The organism is Sporosarcina quadrami (assembly GCF_014836615.1).
GTDB lineage: Bacteria > Bacillota > Bacilli > Bacillales_A > Planococcaceae > Sporosarcina > Sporosarcina quadrami.
Window position 1 is genome coordinate 129,893 of record NZ_JACSQN010000005.1, and the last position, 19,118, is coordinate 149,010.

The following is a 19,118-nucleotide window of genomic DNA, read 5'->3' on the forward strand; positions in this document are numbered from 1 at the left end:
TGTGGATCATATTAAAATATATAATGCAATAGAAGTTAAACATAGGAATGGCAACGTCATTATTGAAGGACCTATTCCACGCTCTGAATTGGAGAGTTATGAATTCCATAAGGATCTGACTGCCTTCAGGCAACCTGAACAACAGCACAAAGCTTTAATTGACATTGCAGATTTACCTGAGGGTAGAATTATTATCGTCCGCGATATGAATGAAATAGTTGGCTATGCAACTTTCCTGTATCCTGACCCATTGGAAAGATGGTCACAAGGCAATATGAAAAATCTTATTGAACTAGGTGCAATCGAAGTCATTCCGAAATATAGGAGTGGCGGCGTTGGTAAAGCTTTACTGGAGGTTTCCATGATGGATGATGCGATGGAAGACTATATCGTCATCACGACAGAATATTACTGGCATTGGGACTTAAAAGGTACGAAATTGAATGTGTGGGAATATAGAAAAGTGATGGAAAAGATGATGAATGCAGGCGGGTTGGAATATTACGCAACGGATGACCCGGAAATCAGTTCTCATCCGGCGAATTGCTTAATGGCAAAGATCGGTAGTAGAGTGGATCAAGCTTCCGTCCAGCAATTTGACAGTTTGCGATTTATGAACCGTTTTATGTACTAATAGGAGGCGTAACAATATGTTAATCGAAGAAATTATGAAACGGAAAGTTATTGCATTATCAGCAGAGCATACAGTGTCTGATGCTCTCTCTATCATGCTCGAACATAATATTAGACACCTACCAATAGTGGATGATGCAGAAGAGCTTATCGGTGTGATTACCGATCGGGACTTAAAGAAAGCGGTCCCTTCCATCTATTCTGACAAGAAAGATGTAAACGTTTTCACGATTCCACTTAGTGATGTAATGACCATAAATCCAATTTGTGGACACCCAATGGATTTTGTAGAAGAAGCAGCGGTCATATTTTATGATCATCAAATTGGCTGTCTTCCTATTGTGTCCCATAATAAGCTTGTCGGAATCATTACTGAAACCGATCTACTTTATAAATATATCGAACTGACTGGCGCCCATCAACCAGGCTCACAAATCGAAGTACGCGTACCGAATATTCCCGGGATCCTGTTTGAAGTATCCAAAGTTTTTCACGAACACAAAATGAACATACTAAGTGTCCTAGTGTATCCAGATAAGATTAATGAAGATAATAAAATATTAGTCATTCGTGTCAAAACAATGAATCCTCTGAACGTTATTACTGGTTTGCGGAATAGCGGATTTGAAGTGCTCTGGCCGAATGTACCAGGCATCAGCCAATGAAAAAAGAGGCTGTATTCATTTATTCGAAGGAGCAACTTGGATACTCTTTTTCGGATACACACCCTTTCAATCAAAAACGGATTGTGCTGACATTGGATTTACTAAAAAAAATGGGAGCCATAACAGATGCGGATATTATCGCACCAAGGATTGCTACTGACGAGGAACTATTATTGGCGCATGAATCTAAGTATATTGAAATCGTCAAAAAAGCTGGCCGAGGTGAAATTAGCAATGAAGTTGGATCCGTTTACGGAATCGGAACGGAAGATACACCTATCTTTAAAAATATGCATGAAGCGAGTGCAATGCTCGTCGGTAGTACGTTGACAGCTGTGGATGAAGTGATGGAAGGACGATCGAGATACGCATTAAATCTCGGTGGTGGATTACATCATGGATTTCAAGGAAAAGCTTCTGGATTTTGTGTCTACAATGACAGCTCTGTCGCTATAAAGTATATGCAAAAGAAGTATAATGCTCGCGTTTTGTATATAGATACTGATGCTCACCACGGTGATGGCGTGCAGTGGACCTTTTACGATGACCCTAACGTATGCACATTGTCCATTCATGAAACAGGTCGCTATCTCTTCCCAGGTACAGGCAACATTACAGAACGGGGCAATGGGGAAGGATATGGGACGTCCTTTAATTTCCCGATTGACGCTTTCACAGAAGACGATTCTTTCCTCGAGGTTTATAAAACAGCGATTGAAGAAGTAACTGCTTACTTCAAACCTGACGTTATCCTCACGCAGAACGGTGCGGATGCCCATTACTTCGATCCATTGACACACCTTTATGGAACGATGACTATATTCGAACAAATTCCACGTATTGCACGAGATATCGCAAATCGCTATTGTGACGGAAAGTGGATTGCGGTCGGCGGCGGAGGCTATGACATTTGGAGAGTTGTACCAAGAGCTTGGGCACAGATCTGGTTAGCTATGATAGGAAAACCAGCTCCGACAGGCACATTGCCCGCCGAATGGTTGCAAGCATGGCAGAATGAGTCACCTGTTCCTTTTATCGCATCGTGGCAAGATCCAAATCCTTTGTATGAAGCGATACCACGAAAACAGGAAATTACAGAGAAGAATACTCAGATGTTGAAACGGGCATTACAAATCGTCCGGAATAATTCATTTTAACGAACTAACCAAGCGGATAATAAAAAAAAGAAGCGGGATCGTCAATCACATTGACAGTTCCCCCTTCTTAAAATGCTTTCAACAGCAGTGTATATATTACTTTGTTGATTGACGTTCCTCCATGCGATATGGCAAGAGGACATTCGATTCGGTAACTTCTTCACCATTCATCATTTTAGTCAACAGTCGCATCGACACCGCCCCTAAATCATAAAGCGGTACAACGATCGATGTTAACTGCGGTCTAACAGCTCGCGACAATAACGTATGTTGGAAACATATAATTTCAATATCATCTGGTATGGAATAACCATCATCGCGAATTCCATTCATCATTCCAACAGCAATATCGTCGTTACCTGCGAATATAGCGGTAGGCTTTTCATCCAACTGACGCAGAATTCTCCATTTTTCGTACGCATCATCGTACGTATTATCTGTTTCGATGAAGTACTCTTCGTAAACTGGTAACCCGGCTTCTTTAATTGCACGTTCGTAACCGACCTTTTTACAATAGCGGTTAATATCTCTAGTAAGTGGTCCTGATACATGTGAAATACGCGTATGACCATTATCAATCAATTTTTTCACTGCATCATATGCTGCTTGTTCATGATCAATATTGACCGTCGCCAAGTCGGTGGAAGAATCCAATGTACCTGCTAAAACAATCGGTACGTTAGCTGTCGACATCTCTTTTTTAATTTCTTCGGAAAGTGAATCACTCATGAAGATGAGACCATCCACTTGCTTACCAAGCAAATCGTCGAAGAGTTCCATTTCTCTCGTCATCCGCTTATCCGAGTTGGAGAGTATAATATTGTATTCATACATCGTAGCGATATCGGCAATACCACGCGATAATTCTGCGTAGTAACTTTTTGAAATATCGGGAACGATAACTCCGATAGTTGTTGTTTTTTTACTTGCAAGCCCTCTTGCCACTGCATTCGGTCGGTAGCCAAGCCTTTCAATGCAATCGAGAACTTTTTTACGTGTCGCAGGCTTTACATTCTGATTCCCGTTGACGACACGTGAAACGGTAGCCATTGAAACGTTAGCTTCTCTGGCAACGTCATAAATCGTTATGGACATTGTCTTATCTCCTTCCATTCAATGTAATATGTATACGCTTCCCCCTAGTATAAACAAAACACCGGATCCTTAAAAGGTCCGGCGCCATTTGCAGAACAATGAAAATGATAAATCTTCATTTAAACTGTTTGGTGCGTGTTCATGAAACGTTGAATCTCTTTGTAGAATTCATCGAACTGTGGAATATCCATCTGCTGTGCTGAGTCTGACAAAGCAACTGCTGGATCTGGATGTACTTCAGCCATAACACCATCTGCGCCGACTGCAATTGCAGCTTTAGCTGTTGGCAACAACAAGTCTTTTCGACCTGTTGAGTGTGTAACGTCCACGAATACAGGCAAATGTGTTTCCTGTTTAAGAATTGGAACAGCTGAAATGTCAAGCGTATTTCGCGTCGCACGTTCATATGTACGAATACCGCGTTCACATAGCATAATCTGGCTATTTCCTTTTGAAATAATATATTCAGCAGCGTTAATGAATTCGTCAATCGTAGCAGCTAAACCGCGTTTGAGAAGGACAGGCTTATTCACCATTCCTGCTTCTTTTAACAGTTCAAAGTTCTGCATATTACGTGCACCGATTTGGATAACATCGATATATTCTAATGCTTCTTCCAAATGCGATGGTGTAATGATTTCTGTAACGATTGAAAGACCTGTTTCATCTGCTACTCGCTTTAAAATTTTTAATCCTTCAAGGCCTAAGCCCTGGAAGTCATAAGGTGATGTGCGGGGTTTGTAAGCTCCACCTCTCATCATCGTCAGCCCTTTTGCTTTAATGGACTTGGCAACTGCAAGAACCTGTTCATAAGATTCAACTGCACAAGGACCAAATATGAACGTCTGCTCCCCATTCCCAATTTTGTGACCATTAACATCAACAATCGTATCTTCAGGCTTACGTTGACGTGATACTAGTAAAGCATTACGCTGCTCGTCTTCTTGGATTTCAAGTGCCGACATGAAGATCCCTTTAAAGATCTGTTCCAATATACCATTCGGAATTGGTCCTTTGTTCGATTCCACTAAGGCATTAAGCATTTCCCTCTCGCGGATAGGATCGTATCTGTTAACACCTTGCTTCTCTTTTACTTTACCAATACTTTGTACAACTTTCGTACGTTCATTGATTAAATCTAAAATCTTCGTATTCAACTCAGTTACCGAACTTCTCAATTGCTCTAAATCATTCTGTTTCATCAATAACTCTCCTCCCCGCACACATCATTCCCTTTTCGAAGTGGGAAATCTATGTTACATTTTTATATAATAGTCCAAGTATAAAGAATAGCTTTTGAAAAGTCACGTCATTTCTGCAATTTGTCAAAAGTTCGCATTATTTGACGATGAAAGGGTGCATTAATATGTCTAACCATCTCTTTGCACTAGATATCGGAACACGTTCTGTCGTAGGCATAATTTTAAAAGAAGATAATGGGGTTTATCATGTTGAGGACCTCGTTACGATTGAGCATAAAGAACGGTCCATGATCGATGGGCAAATACATAATATTTTAAGTGTAGCAAATGTCATTACAGAAATTAAGACTATTTTGGAAGAACGACATGGAACGTTAAAACGCGTTAGTGTTGCTGCTGCGGGAAGGGCTTTAAAGACAACAGAAGGGGCTGTAACGATTGATATCTCTGAAAGATCTCTAATTACAACAGAGGACATAAATCGGCTTGAACTAGCTGCTGTTCAGCAGGCACAGCAAACGTTACTTTCTTCATCTGTAACGACAGATGATTATTATTACTGTGTCGGGTACTCTGTTCTTCATTACAACTTGGATGGGGACGAAATTGGCAGTCTCATCGATCAGACTGGACAGACAGCTACAGCGAGCGTCATAGCGACATTCCTTCCTAGAGTAGTCGTTGAGTCACTTCTCTCAGCTCTTAAACGTGCTGATTTGGAGATGGAAGCATTGACTTTAGAACCTATAGCGGCCATCAATGTATTAATCCCCCCTTCCATGCGTCGGTTAAATGTTGCGCTCGTTGACATTGGAGCAGGTACTTCTGATATTGCAATTACAGACAATAACACTGTCATTGCATATGGTATGGTACCCATTGCTGGTGACGAAGTAACTGAAGCGCTAAGTAATCAATACTTGCTTGACTTTCCAATTGCAGAACTGGCAAAACGATCTTTATCAACTGAGGAGTCCATTGTTATTTCGGACATACTCGGTTTTGAACAAACTATTCCATCTGATGAAGTCGTTTCGCTTATTCAACCGTCTATCGACAAACTTGCTTCAGGCATTTCAGAAGAGATAAGAAGGTTAAATAATGGCAAATCGCCTCAAGCTGTCATGGTCGTAGGAGGCGGAAGTCTTACTCCAGGACTTCCTAAAGAAATAAGTTTGCGACTTGAATTGCCTGAAAATAGAGTTGGAGTCCGTGGGCTCGAAGCATTATCCAATGTTACGCTAGCAGAAGATATCATTTCTTCTCCTGCACTCGTCACGCCAATTGGGATAGCCATCGCGGCAAGACGTGCTCCAATCCATTACATGACGGTATCCGTTAACGACAAGACGATACGACTATTCGAACTGAAGGAAATGACTGTCGGTGATGCACTACTTGCTACGAATATTAAAGCAAAGCAACTATATGGTAAGCCTGGACTAGGCATGACAATTACACTTAACGGCAAGCGTCTAATTATTCCTGGAGAACACGGAAAATCATCAGTCATTTTGCTAAATGGCAAGCCAGCAAGCACAAAAGATTACATAACAAATGGTGATAATATATCAATAGAACCGAGTGTGGATGGTAATGATGCTACAGCAATAGTTAGCGATTTAATCGGAGACATACTACCTGTTAGCGTATGTATCGATGACAAGCCTATCGTATTACTACCTAAAATCACTATTAACGGTCTGCTCGCAACGAGCGATGCATCCGTATCCGATCGTGATGACATTGTATTTTCATTTTCTACACAACTACAGGAAGTGCTAACGAGACAAGGCATTCACACAGCACAGCCATTTGAACTGATTGTGAATAAAAAGCCTATACGATTGGAACAGTTTGCACCGAAATTCATGCTTGGCGGTAAACAGGTTTTGCCGAATTACCTATTAAAAGATGGCGATTCGATACGTACAGTGCAACCGGACTCACCATCCGTAGCTGATATCGCTAATTCTATTGGAAAGTATTTCAAAACGATCGTAACTGTCCTCTTTAATGGGGAAAAGGTAGAACTGCATAATATCTCTTTTGATATCGCGTTAAATGGAAAAGTTGCAGATCCTAAGAAAATCGTCAGATTAGGAGATGTACTCACATTCTCTGAAACACCTTACAAACAGACAGTTTTCAGTGATCTATTTAAATATGTGGAGTACACACTTCCTCAAACTGGATCAGCTACATACCAATTATTGAGGAATGGAGAAACGATTGGCTTTAATGATCCGATTTTCGAAGGTGATTCACTTGAAATTAGCTTCTCATCACAAAAAATTTGATTCGTGAAAAGATAAATTTAAAAGCCGGATAACCTATTAACAGGTCATCCGGCTTTTATATATTATTTCTTTTCTTCAACTGAGATCTGATTTTGGTTCATAACTTTGTTCTTTCCAACATTCTCGCTGTTGTTGTATGATACATCACTATTGCCAGTCGTTTTGTCCTTTGCGGCTTCTTTGTTTTTGTTTGTGGAATTTTCGACATAATCGACTGCTTCTTCTCCTTCAGAAGAAACTGTTCCATCGTCCATAGGAATACTCGTTTTGTTAGTCATCGACTTCACTTTGTCGACAATTTGTCCAGATTGTTCTTGGATGGATTTTGAAAGGTCTTCCGTTTTTTCTTTCGCCGCTGAAGAGAATTCAGTCGCTTTATCTTTTGCGACAGATGAAAACTCAGAAGCTTTGTCTTTTGCTACAGAAGAGAACTCCATCGTTTTGTCTTTAGCAACGGAACTCAATTCAATACTTTTGTTCTTAATTTGAGTAGCCTGTTCTGTAAAGTCTTCACGCATTTCCCTGCCTGTTTTAGGCGCAAGGAATAAGGCAGCTGCAGCTCCAATGACTCCTCCAACAAGAGCCCCAAGTAGGAAACTACCTGCGTTTGAGCTGTCATCCTCGTAAAAGTCGTCAGTATTGTATTGGTAAGGATAAGTTACTGGCAAATGTGCCGCCTCTCCAAAAGAGTTCTTATAGTCCTGTTCACCGTGATAGTGATGATCGTATTGAGAATCGTTATAGTTTGGTTTCTGTCTGTCTGTCATGAAAATTCCTCCTAAAGAATATTTTTATTTTCAGACCCGTCGATTTGGGCTTGGTAATTTTTTCTGGTTAGTAACCGGTTTGTACACCGTCCAACCTGTAGATTGTGCTGTTTTCATATCTTTCACTTTACCTATGATTCCAAACGCAACGTTGCTCCATTGAACAATTTGCGCTATTTTATCACTGTTTCGCTCAGCTTCTACTGCAATGGAATTGGATACTCCACGAATCGAACTGTTTAGTCCACTCACTGAACCCCCAATTTCTTTGACAGCGTCGACAACCGTATTCAATTTCTCGGATTTCTGTTGGATGTCTTCAGCAAGAGCATTTGTCTTGTTAAGCAACAATGTTGTTTCTTTTGTTACGCCATCTAACTGTGTAGTAAGCCCATCTAATGTAACTGATACGCTCGCTAACGTCTTTTTTAACGAACCTAATGTCATCGCCAAACTGATGCATAAAATCAAAAATGCAATCGCTGCAACTATTGCTGCGATATACAATAAAACCTCCATGGCCTTTCCTCCTTCCAATACCTATCCATATGTAATTTGTACCCTTTAAAAGAAGCAGATAAACGTTTGCCTCCTTTACCAAATTCGACATCTTTCATGATTTCCCTCTTTTTTTACGAAATAAAATAAGAAATTCCTTTTTCTACTGATGATTGGATTAAAAACAGCTTAATCCGAGTGGATTAAGCTGTTTCTTCTTTATTAGTATGCTCTTTAAATTCGTGCATATACTTTTGAATATCGCCAGCACCCATAAACAAATATACCGCATCTCCATGATCATTTAAGACTGTAATGTTCTCAAGTTCAAGGTGCTTAGCTCCAGGAATCTTTTCGACAAGGTCTTTAATTGATAAATTCCCAGCTTTTTCTCGTGCTGAACCGAAAATATCGCACAAATACACATGATCCGCCGTGGAAAGACTTTCAGCAAATTGCGGGAGAAGTGCCGCAGTTCTCGTAAATGTATGTGGTTGGAAAATCGCAATAATCTCTTTTTCCGGGTATTTTTGATGCGCAGATTGTAAAGTCGCTTCAATTTCGGTAGGATGATGTGCATAATCGTCCACAATCACCTTTCCGAATGATTCAACGACAGTGAAACGCCTTTTAACACCCGTAAACGATGCCAAGCGGGCTTCCATGTCTGCAATCGCAACACCTTCATACTGACAGAGAGCAATGACTCCTAACGCATTAAGGATAGCGTGATCACCTGCCAAAGGTATCGTGAAGTTATGGAAAAACTCATTACGTACATACACATCAAATGATGATCCAACTTCTGATTTCACAATATTTTTAGCAGCAAAATCATTATTCTCACCGAAACCATAATAGACGACAGGGACATTTGCTTGAATTTGTTGAAGGTGAAGATCATCTCCACATGCAATAATCGCTTTTTTCACACGTAAAGCCATTTGACCAAATGCATTAATTACGTCTTCAAGATCTTTGAAATAATCTGGATGATCGAAATCTATATTCGTCATAATTGCATAGTCAGGCTCATAAGAAAGAAAATGCCTTTTGTATTCACATGCTTCGAATACGAAGTATTTACTATCTACGACTCCTTTACCTGTTCCATCCCCTATCAGGAATGATGTAGGTGCACTTCCTGATAATACATGAGCAAGTAATCCCGTAGTGGATGTTTTACCATGTGAACCAGTAATGGCTATTGAAATGCTCTTCTGCATGTATTCGCCGAGGAAATCGTGATAGCGAATCACTTCTAGCCCTAGCTCATTCGCCTTAACAATTTCCGGATGACTGTCAGGAAAAGCATTTCCCGCTATGATCGTCATGCCAGGCTTAATATTGTTTTCATCGAAAGGCAGAATTTTAATATTTCTCTCATGAAGTGGATCCTCAGTGAAGAAATATTTTTCAACATCAGATCCTTGGACACTATGTGAAGAATCATGCAAGATCTGTGCGAGTGAACTCATTCCAGAGCCTTTAATTCCTGTAAAATGGAACAATGTCATAATGCAACCTCCCGGGATCATCTCTGTTCCCTCATTCTAAAAAGCCGACTTATCATATTGAAAAGCAACAAACTTTTTTCAATCTGATTTTCCAACGTTTCGTTTCATTGCGTTTGGTATTATTAATCCGAACAACTTATAGATTCGGTCATATATAGTTACATCTTATCAATTACAATCAGTTAGTTTGTTCTGAGCCATTAAGGAATTGTTCAAAATTACTGTCCGTCAAAAATACTTCCCTAGCTTTACTTCCCTTTTGTTCAGAAATGAAACCTAACTTTTCCATTCTGTCCATCAGTTTCGCAGCCCGGTTATAGCCAATACTGAAATTTCGTTGCAATAAGGACGTCGATGCACTGCCTTGTTCAATAATGAAGCGGCATGCTTCGATAAAGAGCGGATCTGCTTCTTCCTCATCTATAATAGTAGCCAACAAGTCTTCCTGGCCGAAGAGATAATCGGGATCCGCTTCATTTTGAACGTGTTGTATTATACGTTCAATTTCCTGATCCGTGACAAATGTCCCTTGCAATCGTATCGGGGATGATTGTCCGTTTCCTAAATAAAGCATATCACCTTTTCCAAGAAGACGCTCAGCACCTGGTGTATCAATGATCGTGCGCGAGTCGATTTGTGAAGAGACAGAAAACGCGATACGAGTCGGTACATTCGCTTTAATCGTGCCTGTTATGACATCTACTGAAGGACGTTGAGTCGCAATAATTAAATGGATACCGCATGCTCTAGCCTTTTGAGTAATTCTACTAATAGAAACTTCAACATCGGCGGGTGCCATCATCATTAAATCTGCCAACTCATCAATAACGATGAGCAAATACGGTAGCTTTAAAGAGAATTTCCGATCTTTCTCAGCCATTTCGTTGTAGCGTTCAATATTCCTTGCCCCTACATGAGCAAACAGCTCATATCTTCGCTCCATTTCTCCTACCGCCCATTTTAACGCTGCTGTCGCAGCTTTGACGTCAGTTATGACAGGGCTCAGCAAGTGCGGAATTCCGTTATAAGGAGCAAGTTCAACCATTTTCGGGTCAATTAAAAGCATTTTCAAATCGGTCGGAGCCGATTTGTAAAGTAGACTAATTAAAATTGAATTTATACAAACAGACTTTCCTGAACCTGTTGCCCCAGCTATCATACCATGTGGCATTTTACGCAAATCCAGTGTAACTGGTTCTCCAGTTAAACTAAGACCGAGTACTGCTTCAAGTGGAGAAACTGATTCTTGAAATTTCCTCGTTCCAATCACTTCGGAAATTCTCACAGCACGCGGTTTACGATTCGGAATTTCAATACCGATAGAGCTTGTTCCAGGGATTGGTGCTTGAATCCGAATATCTTCTGCTGCAAGCGCAAGTTTTAGATCGTCCGTCAAGTTGCGAATTTTGCTCACTTTTGTGCCGTGACCTACTGTCAATTCAAAGCGAGTAACAGTCGGTCCTTGCACAGCCTCTATCACATTCGCTTGGACCGCGAAGTAGGAAAGCGCTTCTTCCAATTTCTCCGACTGTGTTTGTAACCATTCCGTATCTTCGATATGCTCCTCTGGTTGTACGAGGAAATCCTTAGGAGGAAATGCATAATACGGTTGTGTTTCTAGTTCATCTTCTATTTGCTCTTCTGACATGGTTGCAGTTCGCTCACTCATAATAACTTGTTCTACTTCAGGATTACGTTTCACAAAATTGTTGTCATCGGTATTAGCGATAATTTCATGAGTATCAGCAACCGGACTTGCTGTTTTCTTCTGAGTGACAGTCTTCATGCGCTGTTCATAATTCGCTTTGTCATTCTTCAGCATCAGCACATTGAACGGCACAATTTTTTCCGTTTTAGGGGGCACTTGCTGATCTGAAACTGAAGTTTCCTGTTGCTCAATTTGCTCGTCAAATTCCTTGTTCACATCTTGTTCTATGACAAGTGGAGATTCCTCATTCTGAGTAAGTCCAATCTTCTCTTCTAATCCGGTTGCTACTTGTTCAGTATCGTTTTGATTCACAAGTTCTGTGCCGACTGATTCAAACTTTTTTTCTGATGCTGGTAATTCTGATGTTGTACATTCGTTAATCAAATGCTGGGTTGTTTCTTCCGGGATTTTAGTTTCCACTTCAATGACAGTAGTATGAACTAAATTTTCTGGTTCAATGCGTTGAATTTCTTCACTAAAATCGTTTTTTTCAGTTTCAACCTTATTTTTAAGACTCTTATTTGCACTCAATGGATCGGTACTTTTCGAGAATGATACAGGTTTGCTCAAACCATATACTGGAGAAGGAACTTGAGTCGGCGTAAATGGACGATTATTCCTTTTTTTAATAATCGTTTCACGCACTTCATCATTTCGCTTCTCTATCGTTGGAACTGGTTCGGCAGGTCGAATCCCGATTTTTTCTTCATATCTCGGTCTTGATGTCGCTCGATGAATTGTTACTTTTTCATTTTTCACTGGCCATCTATCATTTTTATATAACGGCACAGGTTCGAATTCATCATCCAGTTCTGTCACAAGTTCTTTCGTAGCCCTAGTTTCAACTGTTTCTTTAACAGCTTCATCAGTATCGGTATCCCATCCGTATATTTCAGCATCTGTAATTATGGGAAATCGGAAAGCTGGCCGTTCATTTTGTTCGTGTGATTCCATATCATTTGTATGTACCTTGTTCTCAGTTTCGATCTTTTCTTCAGTTCTATCAGTCTCAAACATTCGATTCATCATTTTTTTAATCCAAGTCAATACTATCACTCTTTTCAAGTCGATCATTCTATTTTAACAGGTTTTCATACTCTAAATCAATTTCCTATGTAAAATAAGAAAAACGTACTGCTTTATACAGTACGCTCGTCTTAAAAGATCACATTTTGAACTCTTCACCTATCACCGAGTCACTAGGGAGCACTAAAATCCCTTTTTCTTCAGGCGCATTAGGTAGGTTAAGTTCTTTTGCTGAGCAAATCATACCTGATGAAGCGACGCCTCGAAGTTCCGCATCGCGAATGATCATTCCCGAAGGCATGACAGCTCCGACTTTTGCTATAACCACTTTTTGATCAGCGTCAACATTTGGCGCTCCACAGACAATTTGCAATGTATCCTTGCCTACATCCACTGTACAAACACTCAATTTATCCGCATTTGGGTGCTTTTCTTTTTTCCGGACATAACCAATGACAAATTTAGGTGAGAAATCGACATCCAGTCCCATTGTCACACTGTTCTTTTCTAGCGCAATTTTCATCTCATTAACAATTTCTTCAGTTGTTTCTACTTGTCCATCCGCTTTCACTGAGACATACTTTGATGCATTAAAAAGGTTAAATGCGACGACTTTCCCCGACGCTTCATCTTTAATAATTGTCACATCTCCTTTTTTGTCTATTAACATATCCACAGGACGTTCCGTCGTAAGCTGTACCATTAGAACATCGCCAACACCATTATTGTTATAAAATATATTCATCTCTTCTTTCCTTCCCTTCTTGCTACTCGGTTTTTTGCCATGATGAAAATCGGTTCCAATACTCCATCTTTGTATATAAATGAGAGTGAAGTGACAGGAACACGTCCTGTCGTGAAAAACTCCATAGTCATTTGGGCCAGTACATCGTATCCCGTATCATTTCGTACATCTCCAATAATTAGAACATCTTGATGGGGAACTGATACAGTCATATGGCCTTCAATTTTCCCTTCCATCTCTTTAAGGAATGCGAGATTTAGAATACGGCTAGCATCATATCCATCATTATTATTTATGAAATAGAAGACGTTTCCTGCTACCTCATCATGTTTCATAGCAGTAGGTAGAGATCTAACTTTAAACATTGCTGATTCCATAACCTCTTTTTCACTCATATCGAGCGATTCTAGCATTGATTCATCGATTAGACGGTACGTAGTGTTCAAATCGAGTGCATAGAAAATCCGCGTTTCAGCTGTATGGTCTTTCACGATGAATTTATCACCTGCTTTAGAAACTACAGGGAAAGATGTAGAGCGGATGACAGGATAGATGGAATTTGCTTTAATGAATCCTTGGGCACGCTCGGTTTCCATTGCAGCAAATGTCTCGTTTATCGTGTAAACGACTTCATTAATCGCTGCTTCTCTTTTCGTTTCATACTTGGCCAAAATTTCCGGCAATGAAATATCCATACCTTTTGCAAGTTGAGTATGTTCTAATCGGACTTTATCGGTTTTTCTATCAAATTGCCATTTCAAATGTTCTGATGGAATTCGTTCTTTCAATAGTTCAACAAGTTGTGCCGAATTCATTTTTACATACATCTCCTTCATAAATCGACGGCCGCCCGCCGCTAAATGCGCCGTGTGACCGTCAATAAAATTTAACTTATTATAGCCTTTGCCATTATTGATTAATAGAGCGTGTAATTTCCATCATTCTAGCCAAATCATTTCTAATATTTTTCTTTTTCGTAATCGTCGTCATCTTGACCCCGCCGACACTTGTAATAAGTTCTACTTGGTCCTCGCCGATTTTCACGACAGAAGCAAATCCAAAATAACCGTCACTCGTGAAGACTTCTTCGAAGCGTTTCCGCTCTTCATTATTGTCCAAAAGGTCATAAAACAAACGACTGTCTTTTTCTTCATTCGTGTTTATGAATAAAATGAATGTCTCATCGCCTTTTTTCATAACAATATTTTGAGCATCTGAATCTTCCGCAATTGTAAATCCGGAAGGTTTGTATAATGAAACGCCTTGAACTTCATCATTCGTCTGTTTATCGTCTAGCAGAAAAGCTTCTTTAGCTACTGCAATCCCATCTGCAGCCCTTTCATCTAGCGTTTGTCCACAAGCTGTCAAAACACTGATGGAAAGGATTAATAGGAATAAGAATTTCCAAGATCGGAACATTCAATTTCCTCCAATCATTTCATGCTTATTTTTAGAGTACTCATCGTTTTCTATTTTAAAGTTAATGAAGGCCATATGCAAACATGTCGGTTCATTTGACCGTCTCATGACTTCCCTACTTTATTACTTTTCAAGCAATAAAAGGCCATCCTTGTCAAATTATAAGGATGGCCGCTTCATTTTTATCATTTATTAGACATTGCTTTTAATTGTTTCAACCGTCGTCTTATCACATGCTTTCACTAGTTTCACAAGGAGTTCCTTAGCCGCAGCATAGTCATCTGTATGGATAATAGACGCTGCAGTATGGATATAGCGAGAACAAATGCCAATAACTGCACTCGGAACGCCTTCATTGGAAATATGAACTTGACCTGCATCCGTGCCGCCTTGAGAGACAAAGTATTGATACGGAATATTATTAGATTCAGCTGTATCCAGAATGAACTCTCTCATACCACGATGCGTGACCATCGAACGATCCAAAATACGCAACAATGTACCTTTCCCTAATTGACCAAATTCGTTTTTATTACCAGAAGCATCGTTCGCTGGGCTTGCATCCAGTGCGAAGAATAGATCAGGGTTAATCATACGTGCCGCAGCTTGAGCACCACGCAACCCAACTTCTTCCATGACGTTTGCTCCTGAATAGAGTGTATTGGGTAGTTCGGTTCCGTGTACTTCTTTTAACAATTCGATTGCTAGTCCACATCCATAACGGTTATCCCACGCTTTTGCCATGATTTTCTTTTCATTGGCCATAGGCGTGAATGGACAGATTGGCACGATTTGTTGGCCTGGACGAATACCGATCTTCTGTGCATCCGCTTTATCGTCAGCACCGATATCGATAAGCATGTTTTTAATTTCCATTGGTCTGTTACGAACTTCATCGCTTAGCAAATGTGGAGGGATGGAGCCTATAACCCCAACAACAGGTCCGCTCTCAGTAATTATTTCAACACGCTGCGCTAGTAATACTTGGTTCCACCAGCCACCAAGCGGTTGGAAACGAAGCATCCCGTTATCAGTAATTGCCGTTACCATGAATCCTACTTCATCCATATGGCCTGCAACCATGATTTTTGGTGCATCTTCTTCACCTTTACGAACGCCGAAAACGCCACCAAGATTGTCTTGAATCAATTCATCAGAGTATTTTCCAAGCTCCTCACGCATGTAAGCACGCAACATATATTCATTACCTGGTGCAGCTGGTGTTTCTGTCAACGTTTTGAACATGGCTAAAGTTTCTTTATTCATGAAAAATTTCCCCCAATTCAATATGTACTCTCTCTAGTATAGTGCAGTATTCAGAAACTTTCCATCCTGAATATTTAGGATACCGAATTATTTTCTGCGCACGATAAGTGTATTTCAAATGTTTTCTTATGAAGATAATTCATAGAGAATATGATACACTTGTGACAGATTACTTGAGGGGGTTCACGTGTATGAAAGCAAAAGATTTCGTTGCAGGGATATTAACAGGTGTTGCTGCTGGACTTATTGTCAACCAAGCATATGAAAAAATGAATCCGAACACTTCCGCAGAGAACGTATTGAACTCTGTTAAAGATGCATTTAAAAAAGAGGGGCCGATTGATGGATCGTGGATCGTCATGAAACCTGAACCCTTCACAAACCATGTCCTATCAATGGATGTGTACCGTGGTGGAATTTCGAGAATTCGTAACGGTGAGCTTGAACAATTTGAGTTTGCCGCAAACTCAGAAACAGGTACAGTCGTTGAGCTAACACAAAAGTGAACAACAATCGTATATGCAAATAAAAAGTAGAGGAAAAGCTTTTCCTCTACTTTTTTGTTTCAAAATTATCATTACGTAAATGACCGTTCCACGACTTCCGTTAATTCTTTACCAGACGCTTCCCACTGTACAAGACGATATACTGCATCATGATAAAAGATGAACCGATAGTTATTTGCTAGTGCCTCTTTCATGATTTTCTCCTTGGCAAATATGGAAATCATCGGATAATCATCATACGCTAGCACCCATAACGGATTGCTATGAGCATGCGTTGGCATAATGTCTGCCATATGGATTATGGTCTCACCGTTTTGCGTCAACTTAATAATACTATGACCATCACTATGACCACCCGTATGGATCATTTGAATGCCAGGTAAGATTTCCGTCTCCAAATCGAACGTTTTTACTTGTGTTTGTATCGGCTCCCAATTTTCTTTCCAATACGTATTCTTTGAACGAATATTAGGTTCCCTCATCTCATTCCACTCAATTTGCGAAACATAAATATCCGCATTTGGGAAGACAGAGACGAGTTCATCGTCTTTCCAACCGGTTAGCCCTGCCGCATGATCATTATGGAGGTGCGTCATGAGAATCATATCGATGTCTGAAGTACTTAAGCCGATCTTCGCTAAACTTTCCTCAACTTTCGTTTCAGCTCTCACACCTAGATTCCGTTTCAGCTTTTCCGTCAATTTCCCTTTACCAATGCCCGAATCGATCAGAATATGTTTTCCTTGATAGGAAATGAGAATTGGATCTGTCCGCAATTCGATTAAATTATTTTCATCGACTGCATATCGACGAGACCATAATGCTTTAGGCACAACTCCAAACATCGTCCCTCCGTCAAGATAGTTCACACCGCCGTCAAGCCATGTTAATGTCATATCGTGAAAAGAATATGTATCCATGCAAACACCCCTTTTTACAAATTATTCATCGTTTGAAGTAAGACTCCAATCGGTAAATCGGTTGACCTTTAGCTGAAAACTTCTCTTCGTATTCTGTCATAATATTGTCTTCAGGCATTTGTGCATGAAGGTCGAGTGACACATCCTTCAGTATCATCCCGTATTCAGACATCGACACTAATGAATATTCGAAGAGCTTACGGTTGTCTGTCTTGAAATGGATTTCCCCATCTTTTTTCAAAACGTTTTCGTACCTGCTCAAAAATGCAGCATGCGTTAATCTGCGTTTGGCATGTCTCGTTTTTGGCCATGGATCAGAAAAATTCAGGAACAACCTATCCAGTTCACCTTTTGTAAAAAGATCCTCGATATTAGCACCATTTCCACGAATTAATCTGAGGTTAGAAGGTTTTTCTGCTTCAATCACTTTTTCTAATGCTGAAACAATTACGCTGTCAAAATGTTCGATTCCAATATAATTGACGTCAGGGTTAGCCTTCGCCATACCGATTACAAATTGCCCCTTCCCAGTTCCGACTTCTACATGAATCGGATTTTCATTACCAAATATTTCTTTCCAATCTTTCACTTTTTCATCTTCGAAAATTACTACATCAGGGTGTTCGACCATGAAGTCTTTTGCCCAAGGTTTATGTCTTAATCGCATAATTTTCTCTACACTCTTTTCTATTCAATGTTATCGGTTTCTTCGATGCCTTCATCAGTTGTTATAGGTTCTCCGAAGAGTCTGCTGACAGCTGTCGTCTGGACATTGTCTAAAATGGATTGTGCCGCTTTGAACTGATTAAACTTCATAGGAGTCACTGATTTTTGCAATGAAGCAAACCAAGCATCATAACTTCGTCTATCTATAATCTTCGTATCATATGGAACTCCTGGATAATCGATATATCCATTTCTCGACACAAGCAGTTTTCTTACTGGAAATTCGATTTCTTGGGCAGATATAATTCCACTTACAATTTTCTCCATACGATTTAATCCGATAAGCGGATTTAGTACTTTAGTTTCTTTATCCCCCAACTTCTTCATCCAAAAACGGTCGCTGTTCCCTATGAATGCTGATACATCTTCCTGTTCAAGCACTTTAATGCATAAGCAGTCAACTGGCGTTACTAAAATGATGTCCAATTCAACAGGCGCTTTTTTCACCTTTATAATGGGATAATAAAATAACAAATAGCTATCCGGCAAATTTTGCGTGAAACTGCGCAGCAATGCATCACGTATATAGTTAGCGTCCATTCGCGAGCGTTCGAGCATCGTCGAACTTGCCCATTTCAATTGAAAATGGAATAACTGATCCATATACAGTTTACGCAACTCTTCTACACTTTGAGGTTCGTAGATAATATTCGGATGAAAATCAAAGATATCAGTTTCGTCTTCATCGGTGACTACTACTTCTTCCGCTATCTCTTCAAAAGGATCTTTTCTTTTCAACAGTTTCATTATAGGTGAAAACCATTTACTTTCTTCCATCTGTTCTTCGGGTTGTTCATATTCATCAGGAGCCTGCCTCCAATCAGACAGCTCCTCCCCCATTTCCCATTGACGCTTCATACGATCCCATTGAGAATTTTTCAAGCGGATATATTGAGTAGGATAACGCGACAGATCATTTTGGTACCTTGATACATAATCTAGCAGTTTGACGAGTTGCGCCACTTCTA

At 40.0% G+C, this 19,118-nt stretch carries 18 protein-coding genes; 5 read left to right on the forward strand and 13 right to left on the reverse strand.

Annotation, left to right across the window (positions count from 1 at the left end; translation table 11 throughout):
* The first annotated feature begins 1 nt into the window (after nucleotide 1).
* The 3 genes from H9649_RS07055 to H9649_RS07065 are packed head-to-tail and all read left to right on the forward strand — an operon-like array spanning nucleotide 2 to nucleotide 2,455.
* A complete protein-coding gene (locus tag H9649_RS07055) occupies nucleotides 2-634 on the forward strand; it encodes a GNAT family N-acetyltransferase (RefSeq protein WP_191694029.1) in 633 nt (210 codons plus the stop codon).
* Between the two features lie 16 nt (nucleotides 635-650).
* Nucleotides 651-1,298 (forward strand): acetoin utilization AcuB family protein, encoded by a 648-nt coding sequence (locus H9649_RS07060; RefSeq protein ID WP_191694030.1) that lies wholly within the window; start codon nucleotides 651-653, stop codon nucleotides 1,296-1,298.
* Nucleotides 1,295-2,455, forward strand: a complete 1,161-nt coding sequence (locus H9649_RS07065) for an acetoin utilization protein AcuC (RefSeq protein ID WP_191694031.1) — start codon at nucleotides 1,295-1,297, stop codon at nucleotides 2,453-2,455. Before H9649_RS07060 ends, H9649_RS07065 begins: the two co-directional genes overlap by 4 nt.
* Before the next feature lie 96 nt (nucleotides 2,456-2,551).
* Here the strand turns inward: H9649_RS07065 and ccpA are convergent, their stop codons facing one another.
* Together ccpA and H9649_RS07075 are read right to left on the reverse strand one after the other, a co-directional pair.
* Entirely contained in the window at nucleotides 2,552-3,550 is a 999-nt protein-coding gene (gene ccpA / locus H9649_RS07070) for a catabolite control protein A (RefSeq protein ID WP_191694032.1), read from the reverse strand.
* 119 nt (nucleotides 3,551-3,669) lie between these two features.
* Nucleotides 3,670-4,752: a bifunctional 3-deoxy-7-phosphoheptulonate synthase/chorismate mutase gene (locus H9649_RS07075; RefSeq protein WP_191694033.1), complete on the reverse strand. Its 1,083-nt coding sequence runs from the start codon at nucleotides 4,750-4,752 to the stop codon at nucleotides 3,670-3,672.
* A gap of 164 nt (nucleotides 4,753-4,916) precedes the next feature.
* On the opposite strand from H9649_RS07075, the gene H9649_RS07080 reads away from it, so the two are divergent.
* Entirely contained in the window at nucleotides 4,917-7,052 is a 2,136-nt protein-coding gene (locus H9649_RS07080) for a cell division protein FtsA (protein WP_191694034.1), read from the forward strand.
* A gap of 62 nt (nucleotides 7,053-7,114) precedes the next feature.
* Here the strand turns inward: H9649_RS07080 and H9649_RS07085 are convergent, their stop codons facing one another.
* The 8 genes from H9649_RS07085 to H9649_RS07120 all read right to left on the reverse strand — a co-directional run bounded on the left by H9649_RS07085 (nucleotide 7,115) and on the right by H9649_RS07120 (nucleotide 15,998).
* Nucleotides 7,115-7,819, reverse strand: coding sequence for a YtxH domain-containing protein (locus tag H9649_RS07085; RefSeq protein WP_191694035.1), 705 nt, complete (start codon nucleotides 7,817-7,819; stop codon nucleotides 7,115-7,117).
* 30 nt (nucleotides 7,820-7,849) lie between these two features.
* On the reverse strand, nucleotides 7,850-8,338 hold the full coding sequence (locus tag H9649_RS07090) for a DUF948 domain-containing protein (protein WP_191694036.1): 489 nt from the start codon (nucleotides 8,336-8,338) through the stop codon (nucleotides 7,850-7,852).
* 182 nt (nucleotides 8,339-8,520) lie between these two features.
* Nucleotides 8,521-9,834, reverse strand: a complete 1,314-nt coding sequence (gene murC, locus H9649_RS07095) for a UDP-N-acetylmuramate--L-alanine ligase (RefSeq protein ID WP_191694037.1) — start codon at nucleotides 9,832-9,834, stop codon at nucleotides 8,521-8,523.
* A 178-nt stretch (nucleotides 9,835-10,012) separates the two neighbouring features.
* Nucleotides 10,013-12,589 (reverse strand): DNA translocase FtsK, encoded by a 2,577-nt coding sequence (locus H9649_RS07100; protein WP_225229730.1) that lies wholly within the window; start codon nucleotides 12,587-12,589, stop codon nucleotides 10,013-10,015.
* Nucleotides 12,590-12,707: 118 nt separating this feature from the next.
* Nucleotides 12,708-13,313: a YtpR family tRNA-binding protein gene (gene ytpR / locus H9649_RS07105; protein ID WP_191694038.1), complete on the reverse strand. Its 606-nt coding sequence runs from the start codon at nucleotides 13,311-13,313 to the stop codon at nucleotides 12,708-12,710.
* Nucleotides 13,310-14,128 carry a DUF1444 family protein gene (locus tag H9649_RS07110; protein WP_191694039.1) on the reverse strand — a complete coding sequence of 273 codons (819 nt, stop codon included), beginning with the start codon at nucleotides 14,126-14,128 and terminating at the stop codon, nucleotides 13,310-13,312. The genes ytpR and H9649_RS07110 overlap by 4 nt, the downstream gene beginning before the upstream one ends.
* A gap of 94 nt (nucleotides 14,129-14,222) precedes the next feature.
* Nucleotides 14,223-14,732: a hypothetical protein gene (locus tag H9649_RS07115; RefSeq protein ID WP_191694040.1), complete on the reverse strand. Its 510-nt coding sequence runs from the start codon at nucleotides 14,730-14,732 to the stop codon at nucleotides 14,223-14,225.
* A gap of 192 nt (nucleotides 14,733-14,924) precedes the next feature.
* A complete protein-coding gene (locus H9649_RS07120; protein ID WP_191694041.1) occupies nucleotides 14,925-15,998 on the reverse strand; it encodes a M42 family metallopeptidase in 1,074 nt (357 codons plus the stop codon).
* Nucleotides 15,999-16,189: 191 nt separating this feature from the next.
* On the opposite strand from H9649_RS07120, the gene H9649_RS07125 reads away from it, so the two are divergent.
* Nucleotides 16,190-16,504: a hypothetical protein gene (locus H9649_RS07125; RefSeq protein WP_191694042.1), complete on the forward strand. Its 315-nt coding sequence runs from the start codon at nucleotides 16,190-16,192 to the stop codon at nucleotides 16,502-16,504.
* A 71-nt stretch (nucleotides 16,505-16,575) separates the two neighbouring features.
* Here H9649_RS07125 and H9649_RS07130 read toward each other — a convergent pair whose 3' ends face one another.
* From H9649_RS07130 to H9649_RS07140, 3 genes are read right to left on the reverse strand one after another with little or no spacing between them, the layout of a single operon-like run.
* Nucleotides 16,576-17,424 carry a YtnP family quorum-quenching lactonase gene (locus tag H9649_RS07130; protein WP_191694043.1) on the reverse strand — a complete coding sequence of 283 codons (849 nt, stop codon included), beginning with the start codon at nucleotides 17,422-17,424 and terminating at the stop codon, nucleotides 16,576-16,578.
* A 25-nt stretch (nucleotides 17,425-17,449) separates the two neighbouring features.
* Nucleotides 17,450-18,091 carry a tRNA (guanosine(46)-N7)-methyltransferase TrmB gene (trmB, locus tag H9649_RS07135; RefSeq protein WP_191694044.1) on the reverse strand — a complete coding sequence of 214 codons (642 nt, stop codon included), beginning with the start codon at nucleotides 18,089-18,091 and terminating at the stop codon, nucleotides 17,450-17,452.
* A gap of 20 nt (nucleotides 18,092-18,111) precedes the next feature.
* A complete protein-coding gene (locus tag H9649_RS07140; protein WP_191694045.1) occupies nucleotides 18,112-19,113 on the reverse strand; it encodes a nuclease-related domain-containing protein in 1,002 nt (333 codons plus the stop codon).
* Nucleotides 19,114-19,118 lie beyond the last annotated feature (5 nt).